18 protein-coding genes and 1 pseudogene are annotated in these 19,581 nt (G+C 36.2%); 7 read left to right on the top strand and 12 right to left on the bottom strand.

All coding sequences use genetic code 11. From position 1 onward, the window contains the following. Positions 1 to 2 precede the first annotated feature (2 nt). The 5 genes from radA (at position 3) to BMX64_RS12490 (ending at position 5,080) form a co-directional block, all read left to right on the top strand. Positions 3 to 1,364, top strand: a complete 1,362-nt coding sequence (gene radA, locus BMX64_RS12510) for a DNA repair protein RadA (protein ID WP_091172367.1) — start codon at positions 3 to 5, stop codon at positions 1,362 to 1,364. A gap of 20 nt (positions 1,365 to 1,384) precedes the next feature. After that, positions 1,385 to 1,909 (top strand): hypothetical protein, encoded by a 525-nt coding sequence (locus tag BMX64_RS12505; RefSeq protein ID WP_091172366.1) that lies wholly within the window; start codon positions 1,385 to 1,387, stop codon positions 1,907 to 1,909. A gap of 142 nt (positions 1,910 to 2,051) precedes the next feature. Next, positions 2,052 to 2,435 carry a hypothetical protein gene (locus BMX64_RS12500; protein ID WP_091172840.1) on the top strand — a complete coding sequence of 128 codons (384 nt, stop codon included), beginning with the start codon at positions 2,052 to 2,054 and terminating at the stop codon, positions 2,433 to 2,435. A 41-nt stretch (positions 2,436 to 2,476) separates the two neighbouring features. Then, positions 2,477 to 2,911, top strand: coding sequence for a hypothetical protein (locus BMX64_RS12495; RefSeq protein WP_091172364.1), 435 nt, complete (start codon positions 2,477 to 2,479; stop codon positions 2,909 to 2,911). A gap of 201 nt (positions 2,912 to 3,112) precedes the next feature. After that, positions 3,113 to 5,080: a transglycosylase domain-containing protein gene (locus tag BMX64_RS12490; RefSeq protein ID WP_091172362.1), complete on the top strand. Its 1,968-nt coding sequence runs from the start codon at positions 3,113 to 3,115 to the stop codon at positions 5,078 to 5,080. A gap of 48 nt (positions 5,081 to 5,128) precedes the next feature. On the opposite strand, the gene BMX64_RS12485 is transcribed toward BMX64_RS12490, so the two are convergent. From BMX64_RS12485 to BMX64_RS12475, 3 genes are all read right to left on the bottom strand, one after another. Then, a complete protein-coding gene (locus BMX64_RS12485; RefSeq protein ID WP_091172360.1) occupies positions 5,129 to 6,166 on the bottom strand; it encodes an aldo/keto reductase in 1,038 nt (345 codons plus the stop codon). Between the two features lie 253 nt (positions 6,167 to 6,419). Continuing rightward, positions 6,420 to 7,361: an OmpA/MotB family protein gene (locus BMX64_RS12480; RefSeq protein ID WP_091172837.1), complete on the bottom strand. Its 942-nt coding sequence runs from the start codon at positions 7,359 to 7,361 to the stop codon at positions 6,420 to 6,422. A gap of 156 nt (positions 7,362 to 7,517) precedes the next feature. After that, on the bottom strand, positions 7,518 to 8,279 hold the full coding sequence (locus BMX64_RS12475; RefSeq protein ID WP_091172359.1) for an exodeoxyribonuclease III: 762 nt from the start codon (positions 8,277 to 8,279) through the stop codon (positions 7,518 to 7,520). A gap of 115 nt (positions 8,280 to 8,394) precedes the next feature. On the opposite strand from BMX64_RS12475, the gene BMX64_RS12470 reads away from it, so the two are divergent. After that, entirely contained in the window at positions 8,395 to 10,197 is a 1,803-nt protein-coding gene (locus tag BMX64_RS12470; protein ID WP_091172357.1) for a GNAT family N-acyltransferase, read from the top strand. 71 nt (positions 10,198 to 10,268) lie between these two features. Here BMX64_RS12470 and BMX64_RS12465 read toward each other — a convergent pair whose 3' ends face one another. From BMX64_RS12465 to BMX64_RS12455, 4 genes and pseudogenes are all read right to left on the bottom strand, one after another. Further along, the gene (locus BMX64_RS12465; protein ID WP_091172355.1) at positions 10,269 to 10,733 is read right to left on the bottom strand and encodes a DUF2752 domain-containing protein; all 465 of its coding nucleotides are present in this window, start codon (positions 10,731 to 10,733) and stop codon (positions 10,269 to 10,271) included. Beyond that, positions 10,708 to 11,091 (bottom strand): DUF4234 domain-containing protein, encoded by a 384-nt coding sequence (locus BMX64_RS12460; protein ID WP_091172353.1) that lies wholly within the window; start codon positions 11,089 to 11,091, stop codon positions 10,708 to 10,710. Before BMX64_RS12460 ends, BMX64_RS12465 begins: the two co-directional genes overlap by 26 nt. Before the next feature lie 44 nt (positions 11,092 to 11,135). Then, the gene (locus tag BMX64_RS16005; protein ID WP_396180377.1) at positions 11,136 to 11,501 is read right to left on the bottom strand and encodes a VOC family protein; all 366 of its coding nucleotides are present in this window, start codon (positions 11,499 to 11,501) and stop codon (positions 11,136 to 11,138) included. A 45-nt stretch (positions 11,502 to 11,546) separates the two neighbouring features. Then, positions 11,547 to 12,485 (bottom strand): annotated as a pseudogene (locus BMX64_RS12455) (2-hydroxyacid dehydrogenase); the annotation flags it as partial. 146 nt (positions 12,486 to 12,631) lie between these two features. On the opposite strand from BMX64_RS12455, the gene nhaA reads away from it, so the two are divergent. Continuing rightward, positions 12,632 to 13,801: a Na+/H+ antiporter NhaA gene (nhaA, locus tag BMX64_RS12450; protein WP_091172351.1), complete on the top strand. Its 1,170-nt coding sequence runs from the start codon at positions 12,632 to 12,634 to the stop codon at positions 13,799 to 13,801. A gap of 357 nt (positions 13,802 to 14,158) precedes the next feature. Here the strand turns inward: nhaA and proC are convergent, their stop codons facing one another. The 5 genes from proC to BMX64_RS12425 all read right to left on the bottom strand — a co-directional run bounded on the left by proC (position 14,159) and on the right by BMX64_RS12425 (position 19,497). Further along, on the bottom strand, positions 14,159 to 14,935 hold the full coding sequence (proC, locus tag BMX64_RS12445; RefSeq protein WP_091172349.1) for a pyrroline-5-carboxylate reductase: 777 nt from the start codon (positions 14,933 to 14,935) through the stop codon (positions 14,159 to 14,161). Positions 14,936 to 15,077: 142 nt separating this feature from the next. Continuing rightward, entirely contained in the window at positions 15,078 to 16,430 is a 1,353-nt protein-coding gene (gene mgtE, locus BMX64_RS12440) for a magnesium transporter (RefSeq protein ID WP_091172347.1), read from the bottom strand. Next, positions 16,420 to 17,199, bottom strand: coding sequence for a 16S rRNA (adenine(1518)-N(6)/adenine(1519)-N(6))-dimethyltransferase RsmA (gene rsmA, locus BMX64_RS12435; protein ID WP_091172345.1), 780 nt, complete (start codon positions 17,197 to 17,199; stop codon positions 16,420 to 16,422). The genes mgtE and rsmA overlap by 11 nt, the downstream gene beginning before the upstream one ends. A 140-nt stretch (positions 17,200 to 17,339) precedes the next feature. Further along, positions 17,340 to 17,651 (bottom strand): DUF4286 family protein, encoded by a 312-nt coding sequence (locus BMX64_RS12430; RefSeq protein WP_091172342.1) that lies wholly within the window; start codon positions 17,649 to 17,651, stop codon positions 17,340 to 17,342. Positions 17,652 to 17,721: 70 nt separating this feature from the next. Continuing rightward, complete coding sequence (locus BMX64_RS12425; protein ID WP_091172341.1) at positions 17,722 to 19,497, bottom strand: tetratricopeptide repeat protein; 1,776 nt, start codon at positions 19,495 to 19,497, stop codon at positions 17,722 to 17,724. Between the last annotated feature and the right edge of the window lie 84 nt (positions 19,498 to 19,581).

Here is a 19,581-nt window from a genome sequence, read left to right as displayed (position 1 = left end):
CAATGTCAAAAGTAAAAACAACTTTTTTTTGCCAAAACTGTGGCGCACAATATGCAAAATGGCAAGGACAATGCAATTCTTGTAAAGAATGGAACACCATAGCTGAGGAAATCATCCAAAAACAGGAAAAAATAGCTTGGAAAAGCGAAACTACCTCAAGCAGTAAAGCACCAAAACCGTTACGAATAAACGAAATCGATTCTGCTCAGGAAATCCGAATGGACACCACAGATGCGGAGCTTAATCGCGTGTTGGGTGGCGGAATCGTTCCTGGCTCCTTGATTCTTTTGGGCGGTGAACCCGGCATTGGAAAAAGTACGCTTTTACTTCAAATTTCTTTAAAGTTACCGTATAAGACCCTTTATGTTTCAGGCGAAGAAAGTCAAAAGCAGATAAAAATGCGTGCAGAAAGAATCACGCCAAGCGGAGACAATTGCTATATCCTGACTGAAACCAAAACACAAAATATCTTCAAGCAAATTGAAGCCATCGAACCAGAAATCGTGATTATCGATTCCATTCAAACCTTGCATACGGATTATATTGAATCCACTCCCGGAAGTATTTCTCAAATTAGGGAAACCACCGCCGAACTAATCAAATTTGCCAAAGAAACCAATATTCCGGTAATCCTGATTGGTCATATCACCAAAGACGGAAACATTGCCGGACCAAAAATATTGGAGCACATGGTTGATACCGTTTTACAGTTTGAAGGCGATAGAAACCACGTGTATCGCATTTTACGTTCGTTAAAAAACCGTTTCGGTTCCACTGCCGAAATTGGTATTTATGAAATGCTGGGCAATGGCTTACGCGAAGTTTCAAATCCTTCGGAAATATTGATTTCACACAAAGACGAGGAATTATCTGGAACCGCAATTGCCTCAACTTTAGAAGGCATGCGTCCTTTGATGATTGAAATCCAAGCATTGGTAAGCACTGCAGTATATGGAACACCACAACGCAGCACCACGGGTTATAATGCCAAAAGACTCAATATGATTCTGGCCGTTTTAGAGAAAAGAGCCGGTTTTAGGCTTGGCGCCAAAGATGTTTTCCTCAACATAACCGGAGGAATTTCAGTAGATGATCCGGCGATAGATTTGGCTGTTGTAGCCGCCATTTTATCTTCTAATGAAGATATTGCAGTCAATAAAGATTTTTGCTTTGCCGGTGAAGTGGGACTTTCGGGCGAAATACGTCCTGTAAACCGCGTGGACCAACGCATTCAGGAAGCGGAGAAATTAGGTTTTTCGACCATTTTTGTATCCAAATACAATAAAATTGCGCTGAAAAATACCGGAATCAAAATTCGATTGGTAGCCAAAATTGAAGATGTGGCGAGTGAGTTGTTTGGGTAATTTTAAAAACACAACGAAAAATGAAATCGTATCCAGAACTCTTACAAATCGTCAATACCTATCATGAACTTGGAGGAACCATTGCTGCTGCCCAGTTTTTAATACAAGAATATGGTTTAGAAAACCCCAATTTCAAAGGTTTCGAATTAAGGGAAAAAGCCAAACCGGAATTTATCCTGATGACAACTGAAGGCGCGTTTGGCGAACCTCAAATCATCCGTATTCCTGAAAACACTTTCGAATATCCGCTACACTTAATGCTCAATCTACTGATGCATGAAATGATTCACGTGAGTCAAAAAACACAGGAAAATTGGATTGAAGACAAAAACGAAAGAGAATGGCAAGCGTATTATGAAATGCTTTTTCATAAAAAATTTCCTCAAATTCCTGAACTTCCAGATTTCCATAAACGCTTCTTTGCAAAAAAAGCGTTGGAATACTGCAACAGAATGAGCGAAAGTTCAGAACTTCAATTAAAATACGCCAATCAAAAACTGGAAACAGACAATCTGCTTTCTTTACTGGAGGCAAAAATAAAATAACACTTTTCTTATTTCCAAGATTGCACTCCTGTGTTTCTTATTTTAAATAAAAACAACAAATCAGGAAAGGAAATCATTATTTTTTGTAACTTTATGTTTTACAATACTTTACGAAAATAAAATGAAACCCTCTCACCAAACTATGACTCATTTATACGAACACTTAGGCAAAGTGTTCTACTCTATTGCGGCCATAGACAAAACAATTCGCGAAGAGGAAATCGAAAAACTGAAACAAATCATAAAAACGGAATGGCTTCCGCTTGAAAAGAGCTTCAATGAATTTGGGGATGACACTGCTTATGAAATCGAAATTGTTTTTGACTGGCTTGTCGCCAATGAATGGGAATTGGAACAAGTGATTCCCGACTTTAAAATTTTCAGAGAAGAACATCAACACTTGTTCACTCCAGAAATTAATGTCCTAATTCTAAAAACTGCCAATGCCATAGCTTCTTCATTTTCAGGAAAAAACAAATCAGAACACGTTTTAATAAGTCAACTAAGCGCGATTCTTTTGCAATAAAACAGTAAAAAATAATCTACTTTAATTTAAATAGCAAAGACATGAAAAGACAAACTGGCATTTGGATAGACTCCTCAAAAGCAATAATAGTTGCTCTTGATGGTGATACAGAAAAAATTACCGAAATAGATTCTGAGGTTGAAAACAGCGTACATCATAATGACGAAGGTAATAAAGGAACTTTCTCAGGAGTTCATCATGGCAATAGCGACAAAAAATTCGACGACCGAAAAAAACAAGAGCTGGATTATTTTATAAAATCAGTTCTTTCGTACGTAAAAAAATCAGATGAACTTATTGTTTTTGGCCCGGCACAAACCAAAACTAAACTGGAACAAAAATTAATGACGGATCATTTGATTGAACCGGGAAAACTAAAAGCAGTAGAAACAGCTGATAAAATGACCTTAAACCAAATTGTGGAAAAAGTAAGACGGTTTTATAATCCGTTTGAGTATAAAGAACCAAAGCCATAAAACTAATTTAGCTGCTATACCATAATTTAGAAACTACAACGCTTTACAGGTTGTAGTTTTTTTATTTAAAAAAATCATTTCCCACAATCAAAATGCTAAAGAAAACCATAAAAATCTTTCCTTTAGTAATATTTTCCTTTTCTTTATGGCCGAGATTCCAAACGCATTGTATTTTAGATTGTATTACTTATTAAACTGTTTATGAAAACCGGAAAACAAAAACTAATTCTAGCGGCAAAAATACTTTTTGTATTATTTGTAACTATAATTATTGCTTTTTATATATTTCGAGATGCCGTTTTACAACAAACGATAGCGAAAGTTTCCAATGAAATGCAAGTGGATTACAACAGTACTTTTACGATAAAAAAAGCTTCTTTTAACGGATTATCCGGACTGAATCTTACTGAAATAATACTGGTTCCAAAAAATGCAGACACTCTTTTTAAAATACAAAAATTAAAAACCAGCGTTAATTTATGGCATCTCATAACGGGCGATGTCCAGCTTGGAACTTTGGAAGTCCAGAATGGTTTTGTCCAGTTAGTAAAAAAAGGAAAGGTGAGAAATTTTGATGCTTTTCTAAAAAAAGACAATCAAACAGAAATACGAGACGAGAAAAGAGATTACGCCCAGTTTGCCTACAGAATAATCTCAAAAGCACTGAATTTAGTACCTACGGATATGATTTTAGACAATCTGTCTTTTCGACTTAATGATAACGGGAAAAAAGCAACCATCAACTTCCAAAAACTGCGATTGGTCAATAAACAACTCGAAACTTCAATAAAAGTTCAAACCAATACCATTTCACAACGATGGAGAATCAAAGGATTTGCCGATCCAAGAAATAAAAAAGCCGATATCCGTTTTGTTAATATTGATACTGGCGCAATCAAAATACCCTATTTAGACGAGCGTTTCAACCTGAAATCAAGCTTTGACTCCATTCGATTAAATATTCAAAACATAGATAAAGACGGTGGCGAATTGCATATTGATGGTTTTATGGCTATTGCCAATTTAAAAATCAACCACCCAAAAATTGCCAGTAAAGATGTCATCCTCAAGAATGCCAAATTTGATTACCGATTCTTATTGGGTTCTGATTTTATTTCGATTGACAGTAGCTCAACGGTTCAGTTGAATAAAATAAAATTTCATCCCTACTTGGCTTACGAAACGGAAAAAGATACGATTTACAAGCTCAAAGTAAACATCACAAAAATGAAAGCGCAGGACTTTATTACTTCGCTTCCAGACGGTTTATTTACCCACTTTCAAGGAATGGAAGCTACTGGTACTTTTGATTACAAATTGGATTTTGCCTTCAACCAAAACAGACCCAATCAGTTGGTTTTTGACAGTAAATTGAAGAAAGAAAATCTAAAAATCACAAAATACGGCGAAGCCAATCTCAACAAACTTAATGGCGAATTTGTCTATCGGGCACTTATAAAAAATGTGTTGCAACGTCCGATTTTGGTTGGTTCTGCCAATCCAAATTATACGCCGTTAGACCAAATCTCACCATATTTAAGAAAATCGGTTTTGACTACAGAAGATCCATCTTTCTTTTCGCACCGTGGTTTTATCACCGAAGCATTCAAACAATCCATCGTGAAAAACATAAGAACCAAAAAATTCTCCCGCGGTGCCAGTACCATCAGCATGCAACTAGTAAAGAATGCTTTTCTGAGTCGGGAAAAAACAGTTTCGCGCAAACTGGAAGAAATTTTACTGGTTTACATTCTGGAAAACAATCGGATTGTGAGCAAAGAACGCATGCTTGAAGTTTATTTTAATATTATTGAATGGGGTCCAAATGTATATGGAATTGGCGAAGCAAGTCAGTTTTACTTCCAAAAAACACCTTCGGAATTATCGCTGAATGAATGCTTGTATCTCGCCCGAATTATTCCAAGTCCTAAAAAATTCATGTATCAGTTCAACGATCAAGGAATGTTGAAAGATTTTGCTGTAAAACAAGAATCTTTTCTAACGAATATTATGTTTCGAAGAGGGCTTTTGACTCCTGAAGACACTATTTACAAGTCCTTACCAATATTGATTTCAGGACCTGCAAAATCTTTTATCAAATTCAAAGTGCAAGATTCAACACAAATAAAAGTGGATTCCTTAGCCGTTGATGATGAATTTGATCTTTAATTAAAAACAACCCTATCAGAGTTTTGAACTCTGATAGGGTTTATTACTTTACGGAGCCGGATCAGGAATTATAGCCTGAACTTCATCAATTGCTTTTAGAATTTCATCCGAAAGTGTAACCTGAATCGTATCAATATTTTCCTTTAATTGTTCCAAAGTGGTAGCGCCAATAATCGTGCTCGTTACAAACGGTTGTTGATTTATAAATGCTAAAGACAATTCCGTCAAGGTCAGTCCGTTTTTCTTGGCTATTTCTTGATACAATCGAGTGGCTTCGGTACTTTGTGCGCTGTTGTATCTGGAATACTGCGGAAACAACTTGATTCTGGCATTTGGATGAGCTTTACCAGTAAGGAATTTCCCGGATAAAACCCCAAAAGCCATAGGCGAATACGCCAATAGACCTACATTTTCTCTCAGGCAAATTTCAGCGGAACCGTTTTCAAAAAGTCGGTTCAATAACGAATATGGATTTTGAATCGTTTTTACTCTTGGCAGATTATTGTATTTGCTTTCTTCCAGAAAACGCATGATTCCCCAAGGATTTTCATTTGAAAGTCCGATGTGGTTTATTTTTCCTTCTTTGACAAAACCACCTAATGTTTCCAATACATTGTGAATGTTATCTTCCCAAGCATCATCCTGGACTTTAAAACCTCGTTGTCCAAAATAATTGGTTTTGCGTTCCGGCCAATGCAATTGGTACACATCAATATAATCCGTTTGTAAGCGTTGTAAACTTTGATCCAATGCAAACTTGATACTGGCTGGTGAGAAATCTAATTTCTCCCTCATATAACCAAAATTAGGATTGGGTCCTGCAATTTTGGATGCCAAAACTATTTCTTCTCTTTTTCCTGTTTTTTTGAACCAGGTTCCAAGTATTTTCTCTGTACTTCCGTAGGTTTCCTGACGCGATGGAATCGAATACATCTCAGCGGTATCAAAGAAATTGACTCCGTTTTCTAAAGCATAATCCATTTGGGCATGACCATCAGCTTCTGTGTTTTGTTGCCCAAAAGTCATGGTTCCAAGGCAAATTTTGCTGACTTTTACATCAGTATTTGGTAAAGTAGTGTATTTCATATTTACGGAAATTGTATTTTATTTTCGAAAACAAAGATAAAATTAGTTTGTTGTTTAAATTTACCGTTAACAGAAAATTGAGAAACGTTTATTTAAGACTAAACGAGATATTTAAAAAAATAAAACCGCTAATTCGCCAATTAAAAGCCCTCAATCGAAAGATAAAATTAGCGAATTAGCGGTTAAAATTTATTCTTACCAAAAAAGGTCCAAAGTAAAACTTTGAACCTTTCTATCTTTGAAACTTTGAACCTTAATTAATCTCATTCAGCATTTTAGAAATTTCGTCTAATCTTGGTGTAAGGATTATTTCGATTCTACGGTTTTTTGCTTTTCCTTCTGCGGTTGAATTGCTAGCTAAAGGAGAAAATTCTCCTCTTCCGGCGGCCGTTAAATTTTGTTTACTGATTTTCTTGTTTTCGCTCAAAATAGCTACAATTGCTGTCGCTCTTTTGGTTGATAAATCCCAGTTATCGGCAATTGGTCCTGAAGCTGTAAAAGCATCATCATCCGTATGACCTTCAATCAGAACTGATATGTCTGGGTTGTCACCCAAAACTTTACCAACTTCAATTACTGCTTTTTTCCCTTCGGAACCTACAGCCCAACTTCCCGAATTGAAAAGTAATTTGTTCTCCATAGAAACATACACTTTCCCGTTTTTTTGTTCTACCGTCAACCCTTTGCCTTCAAAACTGTTCAAGGCTTTAGATAAGGTTTCTTTTAGTTTTTTCATGCTCGCTTCTTTGGCGGCAATCAAATCTTCCAATTCTTGCAGACGTTGCGCGCTTTTGCTCAATCGGTCTTGTTCTAATGCCAATACTTTTCCTTTCTCGTCTAATTGCTCCAGTAAATCACGATTTTTCTTCATGTTACTTTGTAAAGCATCTCCGCTGTTTTTTTCTAAAGCAGCATACGAATCCTGTAAAACTCTAAATTTATTTTGAGCCGCGGCGTAATCTGCTTTCAATTTTTCCAGTTCTGCTTTGAATTTACTCAAATCAGTTTTTAAACCGTCGCGATCTAATTCTAATTGGTTTTTAGCTTTTAGCAAATCGGCATTTTCATCTGCTAAACTTCTGTTTTCTTTTTTGGAATCGGCGTACTTATTTTCTAAGTCGTTGTATATTTTCTTGGATACACAGGAGGTTGAAAGTACTAGCACTAATAATCCGATGGAAACTCTTTTAATCATTTTGATAGTATTTATGTTGTTTCTAATGTTGTTTTGAAAGCAAAAAATCAAATAGTATTCGAATGCCCTAGCCCCGATTGAAACGAAAATCCTTGTTGTCTTTTGTTTAAAAACAACAAGATTGCAGTGCAAAGCGGGAAATAGCTCCTGAAAATGTTATTCGATTTCTACCAAAATTGGGCAATGATCCGAATGCACGGCATCTGATAAAATAACGGCTCTTTTCAATTTATGTTTTAAAGAATCGGCAACTAAATTGTAATCGATGCGCCAACCCTTGTTGTTTCCTCTGGCTCCGGCGCGGTAACTCCACCACGAATATTGGTGCGGTTCATTGTTGAAATGGCGAAAACTATCTACAAATCCAGACTTCATGAATCCATCAAGCCAAGCTCTTTCTTGTGGCAAAAATCCAGAAACATTTTTGTTTCGGATGGGATCATGAATATCGATTGCCTCGTGGCAAATGTTATAATCCCCGCAAATAATGAGGTTTTGCGTTACTTTTTTGAGTTCGTCAATGTAGGTTTGAAAATCATCCATGAATGTGAATTTATGGTCCAATCGATCGATATTTGTCCCCGATGGCAGGTACAAACTCATCACTGAAAAGTCATCAAAATCAGCACGAAGGTTTCTTCCTTCGAAATCCATGTGGTGAATTCCAGTTCCATGAACGACATTATTGGGTTTGATTTTAGAAAGAATAGCCACGCCGCTATATCCTTTTTTAGTCGCGGAATAGTAATATTGGTACGGATAACCCGCTTTTGCAATATCCTCGACTGGGATTTGATCTTCGGTTGCCTTAATTTCCTGAAGACAAATAATATCCGGATTTGCGTGTTGCAACCAGTCAATAAATCCTTTTGAAATGGCTGCTCTGATTCCGTTAACGTTGTATGAAATAATTCTCATTAAATTTTTTTTTAAATTTCAAATGTAACAAAAAAGTAGAAGTTTGATAGAGAAAAATAGAGAAAATGGAGTTTTTTGCTATCTTTGTTTCTTGCTCTAAAAAAACAAAAAATACATGGGTTTAGTAACCGCGAAAGAAGTTGCAAAAGCAATAAATGCAGACAAGTACGGAGTTCTGGGAACTTTTTCCGGATGGATGCTGATGAAGGTGCTAAAAATATCGACGTTAAACAAAGTATACAACAGAAACAAACATTTGAAAGATGTTTCGTTTTTGAATGGAATATTGGATGATTTACAAATAAAATTCGAAATTCCGGAAGAAGATTTAAAACGATTGCCAAAAGAAGGTGCTTATATCACGATTTCTAATCATCCGCTAGGAGGAATTGACGGTGTTTTATTGTTGAAATTAATGCTCGAAAGAGAGCCTAATTTCAAAATTATCGCAAATTTCCTTTTGCATCGCATTGCCCCTCTTAAGAAATACATCATGCCGGTGAATCCTTTTGAAAATCACAAGGATGCTAAATCAAGCGTGGTGGGAATAAAAGAAACATTACGCCATTTAAGTGATGGAAAACCATTAGGAATGTTTCCTGCTGGAGAAGTTTCCACGTATAAAGATGGGAAATTAATGGTGGACAAACCATGGGAAGAAGGGGCTATAAAAGTAATTAGAAAAGCACAAGTGCCTGTTGTCCCTATTTATTTTCATGCTAAAAATAGTCGATTATTCTATTTGCTTTCTAAAATAAGCGGTACTTTCAGAACGGCAAAACTGCCTTCAGAAGTATTTAGCCAGAAACGTCGCGTGATTAAAGTGCGTATTGGAAAACCTATTTCAGTAAATGAGCAAAACGAACACACTACGATTGAGGAATACTCTGAGTTTTTGAGAAAGAAAACGTACATGTTGGCGAATCCTTTTGAAAAAGAAAGCAACTTTTTACCGACACCTACATTAAAAATTCCTAAAAGTCCAAAGACAATTGTCACTGCCGCAAATCAGGACAAAATGATCAAGGAAGTAGATGCGTTACGCAGCACCGATTACCGACTTTTACAAAGTAAAAACTATGAAGTATTTCTGGCAGGAGCAAAAAAAATACCTAATATTCTTCATGAAATAGGACGCCTTCGAGAAATTACTTTTAGGGAAGTAGGCGAAGGAACAAACGAATCCATTGATTTAGACAAGCACGATCAATATTACCATCATCTTTTTTTATGGGATAATGAAGCCAATAAAATTGCTGGTGCATACCGAATGGGATTGGGTTCCGAAATTTATCCGAAGTATGGAATAAATGGTTTCTACCTCAACGACTTGTTCCGATTTGAGCCTGAATTGCATGATATGATGCACAAGTCTATCGAAATGGGTAGAGCTTTCATCATCAAGGAATACCAACAAAAACCCATGCCTCTTTTCCTGCTTTGGAAAGGAATTATGCATACGACATTGCGTTACCCGGAACATAAATTTTTATTGGGAGGCGTGAGTATCAGCAATCAATTTTCTGATTTTTCTAAATCACTGATGATTGAATTCATGAAGTCCAATTATTATGACCCGTATATTGCGCAATACATTCACCCGAAGAAAGCGTATAAAGTAAAACTAAAAGATGCCGATAAGGATTTCATTTTTGACGAAGCCGAATCCGATTTGAATAAGTTTGATAAAATTATTGATGAACTGGAGCCAGGAAGTTTACGTTTGCCGGTTTTGATTAAAAAATACATTAAACAAAATGCAAAAGTGGTAGCCTTTAATGTAGATCCGCTTTTTAATAATGCCGTTGACGGATTAATGTACATCCGAATTGCAGATATTCCGGAAAGCACAATGAAACCAGTAATGGAAGAGTTCCAGAAAGAATTGGAACGAAAATTAGCAGATAAAGAAGATTAAATGCAGATGCCTTTATAAAAAAATCCCGTCTCGTCCTAAAAAGACGAGACGGGATTTTTTATGTTTTCTAATTACCTCCAAATTGATTCTTTCAAAATGTAATCTAAAGAATTGTTTTTTATAAAGAAAATCAACCTTATGATATGATATCCAACAAGGAAAAAACCCAAACCATACGCCAGTCTTTTATTATACATAACAGTATTGAAATACTCCTTTTTAGTAATCAACTCCATGATCAATACAACAATACTCACAACACTAAATGCAATTACAAAAGGACCCAATATATGATAGCTAACGCTCTTGTAAAAATCTCCATGATAAAAATAAACCAATGATTTTGTAATCCCACAACCAGGACATGGAAACCCAGTAATCATTTTAAAAGGACACAAAGATTGATCGGTCTCAAGATGATTGTCCCCATTAAAAAACATTAAAAAAAACGGAATCATCAGCGTAAGAAAAGCACCTATAATTCCGTAAATTTTACGTTTATCTTTAGTATTACTTATATAATTTATTGATTTCATTTTGAACTATCATTGCAGCAATCATTGGAAAGAAAAGCCCTAAAATAAGCAACAAAACTGTATCGTCTTTTTGGACTGAACCAGATCTATGATATACATCCGGAAGTCCATCTCTACCTGCTAAATAAAAGAAATAAATATTTACAGGATAGCAACAACCTGCAAATATGGCAATAGGTTGTGAGATAACTTCTCGCTCCGAAACTGCATTAAAAACTTCTGCAACTTTAATATTCCAATAGATTAAATACAATCCACAGGTTAAAAACCCAAAAATTAATACTAATACTGGATCTACTTTAAATACTGGAATAGGTTTCCTTGGAGTGTTCCAAGTTTCTTGTACGATTTCTTCCATTTTGGTTTGGTTTGGTTAAATTTAAGTTAGTGATTATTAAAAAATTATTGAAATGCTTTATCGATTGGTTCCCAAAGTTCTATCTTATTTCCTTCGTTATCCAGAACCCATCCAAATTTTCCATACTCATAAGTCTGCACATCACCCACAATTGTTACACCTTCATCCGATAATTTTTGTAATAAAATTTCTAAATCATCAACTCTGAAGTTTTGCATGAACTGTTTTTCGCTTGGCGCAAAATAAGCAGTGTCATTGGCAAATGGTGACCACTGAGTGGAACAATCATTACCCTGTTTGTCTTTCCACCAAAAAGTGGAACCATAATCATCGGTTTTTAAACCCAAATGTTTTCCGTACCAAGCCACCAGTTCTTTCGGATTTTTTGATTTAAAAAAGAAACCGCCAATTCCCGTAACGCGTTTCTCGGGCTCCGCAACTTTGGCTTGACCAAAATACTTTGCTTTTATTTTATCAACTATGACTTGCGCTAAGCGTTCATGGCTTTCAAATGTCCAGCCGGCAATATGTGGACTCAAAATAACATTCTTGGCTTTCAGCAAATATTGAAAAGCCTCCGGTGTGTTTTTATCGTGAAAAAGGGTTTCAAAAGACAATTTTTCATATTCCAAAACATCCAAACCTGCTCCAAGAATTTTACCGGATTGCATGGCCGTAACCATATCAGCAGTGACAATATTCTTGCCCCGAGACGTATTGATAATCCAAAAAGGTTTGGCAAATCCATTGATAAAATCACTGTCAACCATTTTATCCGTTTCGGGAGTCCACGGAATATGCAAACTTATTACATCTACTTTTTGCTGAAATTCATGTAAAGAAACCTGTTTTGCGTTAGCGTCACCCACATTTTCCTGAATATCGTAACAAAGTACTTCCGCATCAAAACCACGCATTTTTTTGGCAAATGTTTTCCCCATGTTTCCGTAACCGATGATCCCTACCGTTTTTCCGTCGAGTTCATGGCCACGGTTGCTTTCCCGGTTCCAGTGTCCGGAACGTATCTCACGATCAGCTTCATTCAATTTATTAAAAAGGGATAAAATCATCCCTAAAGTATGTTCGGCAACTGCATTCCTATTTCCTTCGGGAGCAGCTATGAGCGTAATGTTTTTGGATGCGGCATAATCGCAATCAATACTTTCTAATCCGGCTCCAACACGCGCAATGAATTGCAAATTAGTGGCTTTGTCCAAAAATTCTTTATCAATCTTGAAACGGCTTCGAATCACAATTCCTTGGTAATCCTGAATTTTGGCTTCGATTTCTTCTTTAGAAGAGGAAAAATCACTATGATTTATAAACCCGGAATGCTGCAACTGATCCCAAAGTACAGGATGATTGCTATCTATGTGAAGGATTTTGATGTCCATAATTGTTCGGTTTTTGATCCTTCAAATTAACAAAAAAATTACGGTTTATTGATTTATCGGAGGAAATTAAGTCGTAAAATCGTAAATTAGCGATTAATAAATTTTTATTATAAATCTTATGTTTTGTAATAAAGGAAAGCAAAAAAATGAAATTAACAAAAACCTTCAAAGCTTTTTTTGAAAGCGAAAAATCAGGCGGACTCCTATTACTATTCGTTACCATAGTTTCCATGCTATTGGCTAATTCATCTTTTCAAACCGAATATATTGCTTTTTGGGGAACTGAAATCGGAAACCATTCCATTACGCACTGGATTAATGACGGCTTAATGGCTATTTTCTTCCTACTCATTGGTTTAGAATTAGAACGCGAAATGTATCAAGGAGAATTATCCAGTATAAAAAACGCGGCATTGCCTATTTTTGGTGCCTTTGGAGGAATGATTGTTCCGGCAGGAATCTTTTTATTATTAAATTTTGGAACTATTACACAAAACGGAGCTGGAATTCCTATGGCGACAGATATTGCTTTTGCGATTGGTATTTTGTCTCTTTTAGGAAACCGTGTTCCTACCTCCTTAAAAGTATTTTTGACTGCACTTGCGGTTATTGATGATTTAGGTGCCATCTTGGTGATTGCCATATTTTATACAGACACTATTGCTTATCTGAATTTGTTCATTGCTTTTGCCATTATGGGTGGTTTGTTTATCTTGAACCGAAGAAAAGTACACAGTCTTATTCCTTATTTAATTGGTGGTGCTGCAATGTGGTATTTCATGCTAAATTCAGGAGTTCACGCTACTATAACCGGAGTATTATTAGCCTTTGTAATACCATTTGGTGACGGAGGGAAGAAGACATCTTCCTATCGTTTACAGCATTTTTTACACTATCCGGTCGCGTTTTTTATCCTTCCGTTATTTGCCATAGCCAATACCTGTATTGCCATAAACTCCGATTGGCATGAAGGATTGAATCATCCTAACACGATTGGAATTATGTTAGGTCTTGTCGTAGGAAAGCCATTAGGGATCTGGCTATTTTCATTCCTTGCAGTGAGTTTAGGAATTGGTACACTGCCAAGAGATTTAAAATGGAGCACTATTCTAGGCGCAGGAATGCTGGGTGGAATAGGGTTTACAATGTCTATTTTTATAACATTACTTGCCTTCAAAAACGACGGAGAAGAAGTCATTACTTATTCAAAAATTGCGATTCTGGTTGCTTCTTTTATTGCGGGAACTATTGGCTTCTTATGGTTAAAATTTAATTTGAAACCCGCTAAAGCAAAAAAACAATCCAAGAAAGTTTAGCTACAATCTATTTCATAAAAAAGCTTCGTTTAAGTGATTAAACGAAGCTTTTTTATGTTCAATAACTGCTTTTATTTTGAATAACTTATTGCAAAACTATTAGAGAAATTTTTTTTTCTAATGAGTAAAAAAGAAAACAATGGAATTATCATTACAGGCGAAAATCTTTGAAGTACCGCAAATTGAATAATCAAACCAGTCACTACCATTCCTATCATTATCCCTAATCCGAGATTGTACGTAAGACTGGGATTTATAGTCAGCAGTTTAGTTTCTCCAGCTTTAAGGATGATTAGTTCTGTTTGAAAAAAAGTTCCTCGGTCTTATCTATATTATAATGTCTCATCCTAATGCCGCTTATCCTTTGATTTGTTTCAATGACGTTTTGATTCCTCGTATCAAGGACGAACTGAATCCGTGCATTTCCATTTCGTTCAATCCCGCAATCGTACAGCCTTGTGGCGTGGTCACACGGTCAATTAATTGTTCTGGGTGTACTTTTTCTTCCAGCAGCATTTCGGCAGCACCTTTTACGGTTTGTGCAGAAATAGCCAAAGCAGTTTGCCAGTCAAATCCTATTTCAATTCCGGCTTGCATCGAAGCGCGAATGTAACGCAACGCAAAAGCAGTTCCGCTGGCCGCAAGAACGGTTGCTGCATCCATTAATTTTTCGTCAATAATAGGAGCGGTTCCCAAACTCTGAAAAAGAGAAACTATGTCTTGCGCCTTCTCTTTGTCTTTTTCATGGAACGCAATACAGGTGGCTGATGCGCCAAACTGAGCCGCAATATTGGGCATGATTCGGATTGCACTATTCGAATCACCGATTTTATTTTGCAAATTTTCTATAGACAATCCACTCACTGCCGAAGCGATGATTTTATTAGAAATTACAGAAAGAATTTCGGCTAAAACAGTATCTACTTGGTATGGTTTGATAGTCAAAATAATGACATCGGCTTCCTGAATCTGATGGGTATTATTTGTGGAAACTGTTGCGCCTAATTTTTCAAGATACAGAATGCTGGAGGTATTTCTTCTGGTTATCGTGACTTGGTTTTCTGGTGAAAATTTTGATAGTCCTAATGCGATAGAAACACCTAGGTTTCCTCCGCCGATGATGTGTACTTTCATGCTAGTTATGGTTTTCCTCTCCCCTCCCGAAGCTTCTGAACCTCTCCAAAAGAGAAGGAGCTGTAAGGGAAAAGTGTTGGTTGTGTAGTTATAGTTGTATTATTTCGTTGTTGAATTTCCTCTCAATATTCTATTATCTTTCTTAAAACCCCAAAATCATTTTTGCTATCGAAAAATAAATCAGAATTCCGCAAATGTCATTGCTCGTTGTGATGAACGGTCCGGTAGCCAAAGCTGGGTCAATACCAAATTTGTCCAATAATAACGGAACAAAAGTTCCTATTAACGAAGCAATAATAATTACCGACATCAATGCTACAGTAACAATAATTCCAATGATGAATTCTACATTCAAAAGAAAATGACTTCCTAAAAATAATATCGTAGCCAAAATCAGTCCGTTTAATAAACTTAGTGACACTTCTTTGACCAATCTATTAAACAAGGAGCCACTCAACGTATTGTTAGCCAATCCCTGCACTATAATTGCCGATGATTGTACACCAACATTTCCTGCCATGGCGGCAATAAGTGGCGTGAAAAAGAATAAATTCCCATGTTCCAGCATCGCTCCTTCAAATAATCCGAGCACTTTTACGGAGACAAAACCACCCAAAAGAGCCAAAACTAGCCAAGGCAATCGTGCTTTTGTATGTTCAAATATACTGTCATCCGCTTCAACGTCCTGCGAAATACCTGCTGCCAACTGGTAATCCTCATCCGCTTCGTCTTTTATTACGTCTACAATGTCATCAATAGTAATTCTTCCTACTAATCGTCCCATTTCGTCTACGACAGGAATGGCTTCTAAATCGTATTTTTGCATGATCCGGGCCACCTCAACATCTTCGGTATCTACTTTTACGGAGTTTAATTTCCGAATGTAAACATCATTAATTGGTGTTCTGGAAGAAGTGGTCAATAAATCCTTGAGTGACAAACGTCCTTTCAGTCGGTCTTCATCATCCACGACATAAATCGAATGGACTCTGGAAATATTTTCGGCCTGAATGCGCATTTCTTTTACACAGGTCAGGACATTCCAATTTTCATTTACTTTAACCAATTCCTTGTGCATGATTCCTCCTGCGGTATCTTCGTCATAACGCAACAAGTCAACAATATCTTTAGCGTGCTCAACATCCTGAAGTTCTGATATTACTTCGGCTTTCAAATCTTTGGAAAGCTCCGCGATAATATCGGCGGCATCATTGGTTTCCAGCTCATCTAATTCTTCCGCGATCTCTTTTGGCGAAAGCCTGCTTAATATATTTTCCCGCAAATCATCTTCTAGTTCCAGAAGGATTTCGGCGGTTTTTTCACTGTCTAAAACTTTAAAAATATAGGTCGCTTCATTAAAATCAAGCTCATCAAGAATTTCAGCAATATCAGCATGGTGCATGTCATTCAATAATACTTCCAGTTGCTGGTCGTTTTTATTTTGAATGAGTTGCTCTAATTCCTGAATTAATTCTTTGCTGATTTTAAACTCCATCGGCTTCTATTTTTTGGGTGAGTGCTATGAACTGTTCTACATTTAATTGTTCTGGTCGAAGGTTAAAGATTTCATCCTCTCTCAAACTATCCGACAAATTTAAGGTTTTTAAACTGTTTCGTAACGTTTTGCGTCGTTGCTGAAAAGCCGTTTTCACTACGGTAAAAAACAATTTTTCACCGCAAGGCAAACTGTAATCTTTCTTCCTGCGCAAACGTAAAACTCCTGATTTCACTTTTGGTGGCGGAATAAATACATTTTCATCTACCGTAAATAAATATTCGGCATCATAAAAAGCCTGAACTAAAACCGATAGAATTCCATACGCTTTTGTTCCCTTTTTTTCACAAATACGTTGCGCCACTTCTTTCTGGAACATCCCTGCAAATTCCGGAATCTGATCGCGGTATTCCAAAGTTCTGAACACAATTTGTGTCGAAATATTATACGGAAAATTACCAATTATAGCAAATTGTTTTCCTTCAAAAGTTTCATTAATATCATACCTCAAAAAATCTTTAGAAATGATTCTGTCTTTTAATTTTGGATAATTTTGGTCCAAATACGTCACTGATTCCGTATCGATTTCAATAACGTAGGTGTTAACCGGCTTGTCCAACAAATATTTTGTCAAAACTCCCATTCCCGGACCTATCTCTAATACATCATCATATCCTTCTAAGTTTAACGTGTCGGCAATATCTTTAGCAATGCTTTCGTCTTTAAGAAAGTGCTGTCCGAGGTGTTTTTTGGCTGTTACTTTTTCCATGTTTTTTGTTTTGCCACGAAGGCACTGAGGCACAAAGCGTAGTTATATTTTTTTTATAATTGAAGGTCACAAATTGCGACTTCAAGATTGTGATTCAAAACGACAATCTGAATGTGATTGCTTCGTTCCTCGCAATGACTCTAATAATCTGCAATCAATTCTAATTCTGTTCTAAACGCCAGCATTTTATCTCCAAATAATTTCGCTCCTTCTTCGCGAAAACCAGGCGCATCTTCCTGATAATATTTCTCCAAAGTTTCTTTGCTGTCCGTCGCATATTGAACTGAATACGTTACACCGCCCATTTCTTCTTCAATTAAAACCCGTACCATTCTTGCCGAAGAGAATTTTCCCGTAGCCAAAATTTCAGGAATATGCTTGTGTTGCATCCAGATCATCCATTGATCGTGAACGCTTTCATGTATGTTTGTAGTGACGTTGTATAGTATCATTTTTTTTGATTATTAGATTATTAGATTATTAGACTTTTTCAAAAAATCCAAGAATCTAAATAATCTGTTTTTATAAATTAGTATCTCCCCGCAATTGTCTAAATTTCTTTCTGGCTTCCACAAAATAAATACTGTCCTGATGATTGAACAATAGCTTTTCATATAATGGTTTTGCTTTTTCAGGCAACAATTGCTTGTTATATATTTCTGCCGAAAAATACAACGCTTCGTCTATGTAAATTCCGTCGCTATGCTGATCTATAATCATTTGGTATTGGCTTAAAGCCAAAGCAAAATCGCCTTTCTTTTCATATATTTTTCCTAATCGCAACAAAGTCACGTCCTCTATTTCCTGTCCTTTGTGGTTTTTCAAAATCAATTCAAACTGCGTTACCGCTTCCTGATTCCTGTTTTGATACAAGAGATAATCTCCTTTGGCAAACTGTTTCAAAGCCGTTTGTGTCGAATCGGCAACCGTATTATCATTAATTAACAGAAAATATTCCAAAGCATCATTGGCAATCAACTGCGTGTTGGCTGATTTCAGTTCCTTAAATTGTTTCAACGCCCACGCAAAATCAGTTTTGAAATAACTGGTTTTTGCGGCTTTCAAACTGGCTTCATGCGCTAATACATCATTCTTCAAATCCAATTCAATCTGCGAATAATAGATCAAAGCCTGATTGAATTTTTCTTCGTACAGCAAAATATCTGCCAGTTCCATTTTGGCATTAGCCATTTCATAATCATTCAATTGCAATTCCAGCGCTCTCTTGACTATTGCCTTTCCTTCTTCTGGTTTTTTCAAATTAAATGCCGTGAAATGTGCCTGAATCAGCTGCAAAGATAAGGTAAAAGGACTTATTTCAAATTGTTTCAACAAACCGTCTAATTCTGCACTGATGGCTGCAAGGTCATTTTCGGATGCTTTTTCAATTCTCATGGTTATTAAATACGAATTCGCTTGGATAAGCAATTCTAAATCTTGTGTATTTTCCAATACAAATCCCAAAATTTCTTTAGCCCCTTCCTCATTCCCCTCGTCTATGGCCAATTGTCCTAAATTTACAATATTGACAAGCGATTCAGGATTGCGTTTGTAAATAGCTTTTTCCTGAATAAATGCCTTTCCGAACTCTTTCTGCTGTACATAAAACCAACTCAAATAATGATTCCAAAAAATATCTTGATTTTTCTGGGTTCTTATAATTAATGCCTTACGAAGCATTTCACTAAAGGCAGCATCGCCCTCGTCAACCATAAAACGAACCAATTGATTTTGAATTAATATTGAATTTTGAGGATTCGCATACGCTTCGTCCAGAAAGGTGGAAATCATCATTTCCATATTAGATAATTGGCCGTAAAGTAATCCTATTTGGTACTTGAAATTAAAATTCGGTTCCAATTCTGCAGCGGTTTGATAGGATTTTAGCGCATATTCCAACAGTACTTTCCTTTCAAAAGCATTTGAAATACCATAGACATCATTTGGATTTTTTCTGATTCGGTCTAATGCTTGCTCGTAGTAAACCGTGGCTTTGGCATTATTCTTTTGCAACTGAAAATTATACCCCAATTCTACCAAAAGATTCCCTTGATTGTATTTTTCAAGTCGTTGCTGAAGGGCTTTCTCGGCGCTATCAAATTGTTGCAATTGCTGAGAACAATCAATAGTTCTAAGAAAATATTGTGAGTTTTGAGGAATATCTTGCAGTAACTCTTCGTAGCTGATTTTTGCTTTTTCAAAATCACCTCTATCATAATAATACTGCGCTAATTGTTCGTTTTGCGAAAAACAAACCAATGAAAAAAATAGGGTAATATGTAGAAATAGCTTTTTCATTGTTAAGTGCAGTTTGTTTCTTCAAACATCTATTTTTTTTAAACATATTAGTCATATAAGACTTGCATCGCTTTAAATTTAAAA

Origin of the sequence: Flavobacterium sinopsychrotolerans, from assembly GCF_900110375.1 — a bacterium.
Lineage (GTDB): Bacteria > Bacteroidota > Bacteroidia > Flavobacteriales > Flavobacteriaceae > Flavobacterium > Flavobacterium sinopsychrotolerans.
Note: the sequence above shows the minus strand (reverse complement) of the source record. Positions and strands in the feature narration are given on the sequence as shown.

Bases quoted from the DNA above. Each gene is read 5' to 3' on its own strand.
- BMX64_RS12490 (WP_091172362.1), top strand. From the start codon at position 3,113: ATGAAAACCGGAAAACAAAAACTAATTCTAGCGGCAAAAATACTTTTT.
- BMX64_RS12485 (WP_091172360.1), bottom strand. From the start codon at position 6,166: ATGAAATACACTACTTTACCAAATACTGATGTAAAAGTCAGCAAAATT.
- BMX64_RS12460 (WP_091172353.1), bottom strand. From the start codon at position 11,091: ATGGAAGAAATCGTACAAGAAACTTGGAACACTCCAAGGAAACCTATT.
- BMX64_RS12425 (WP_091172341.1), bottom strand. From the start codon at position 19,497: ATGAAAAAGCTATTTCTACATATTACCCTATTTTTTTCATTGGTTTGT.
- BMX64_RS12495 (WP_091172364.1), top strand. From the start codon at position 2,477: ATGAAAAGACAAACTGGCATTTGGATAGACTCCTCAAAAGCAATAATA.
- rsmA (WP_091172345.1), bottom strand. From the start codon at position 17,199: ATGGAAAAAGTAACAGCCAAAAAACACCTCGGACAGCACTTTCTTAAA.
- BMX64_RS12480 (WP_091172837.1), bottom strand. From the start codon at position 7,361: ATGATTAAAAGAGTTTCCATCGGATTATTAGTGCTAGTACTTTCAACC.
- BMX64_RS12430 (WP_091172342.1), bottom strand. From the start codon at position 17,651: ATGATACTATACAACGTCACTACAAACATACATGAAAGCGTTCACGAT.
- BMX64_RS12505 (WP_091172366.1), top strand. From the start codon at position 1,385: ATGAAATCGTATCCAGAACTCTTACAAATCGTCAATACCTATCATGAA.
- BMX64_RS12500 (WP_091172840.1), top strand. From the start codon at position 2,052: ATGACTCATTTATACGAACACTTAGGCAAAGTGTTCTACTCTATTGCG.
- BMX64_RS12475 (WP_091172359.1), bottom strand. From the start codon at position 8,279: ATGAGAATTATTTCATACAACGTTAACGGAATCAGAGCAGCCATTTCA.
- mgtE (WP_091172347.1), bottom strand. From the start codon at position 16,430: ATGGAGTTTAAAATCAGCAAAGAATTAATTCAGGAATTAGAGCAACTC.
- BMX64_RS12465 (WP_091172355.1), bottom strand. From the start codon at position 10,733: ATGAAATCAATAAATTATATAAGTAATACTAAAGATAAACGTAAAATT.
- proC (WP_091172349.1), bottom strand. From the start codon at position 14,935: ATGAAAGTACACATCATCGGCGGAGGAAACCTAGGTGTTTCTATCGCA.
- BMX64_RS12470 (WP_091172357.1), top strand. From the start codon at position 8,395: ATGGGTTTAGTAACCGCGAAAGAAGTTGCAAAAGCAATAAATGCAGAC.
- nhaA (WP_091172351.1), top strand. From the start codon at position 12,632: ATGAAATTAACAAAAACCTTCAAAGCTTTTTTTGAAAGCGAAAAATCA.
- radA (WP_091172367.1), top strand. From the start codon at position 3: ATGTCAAAAGTAAAAACAACTTTTTTTTGCCAAAACTGTGGCGCACAA.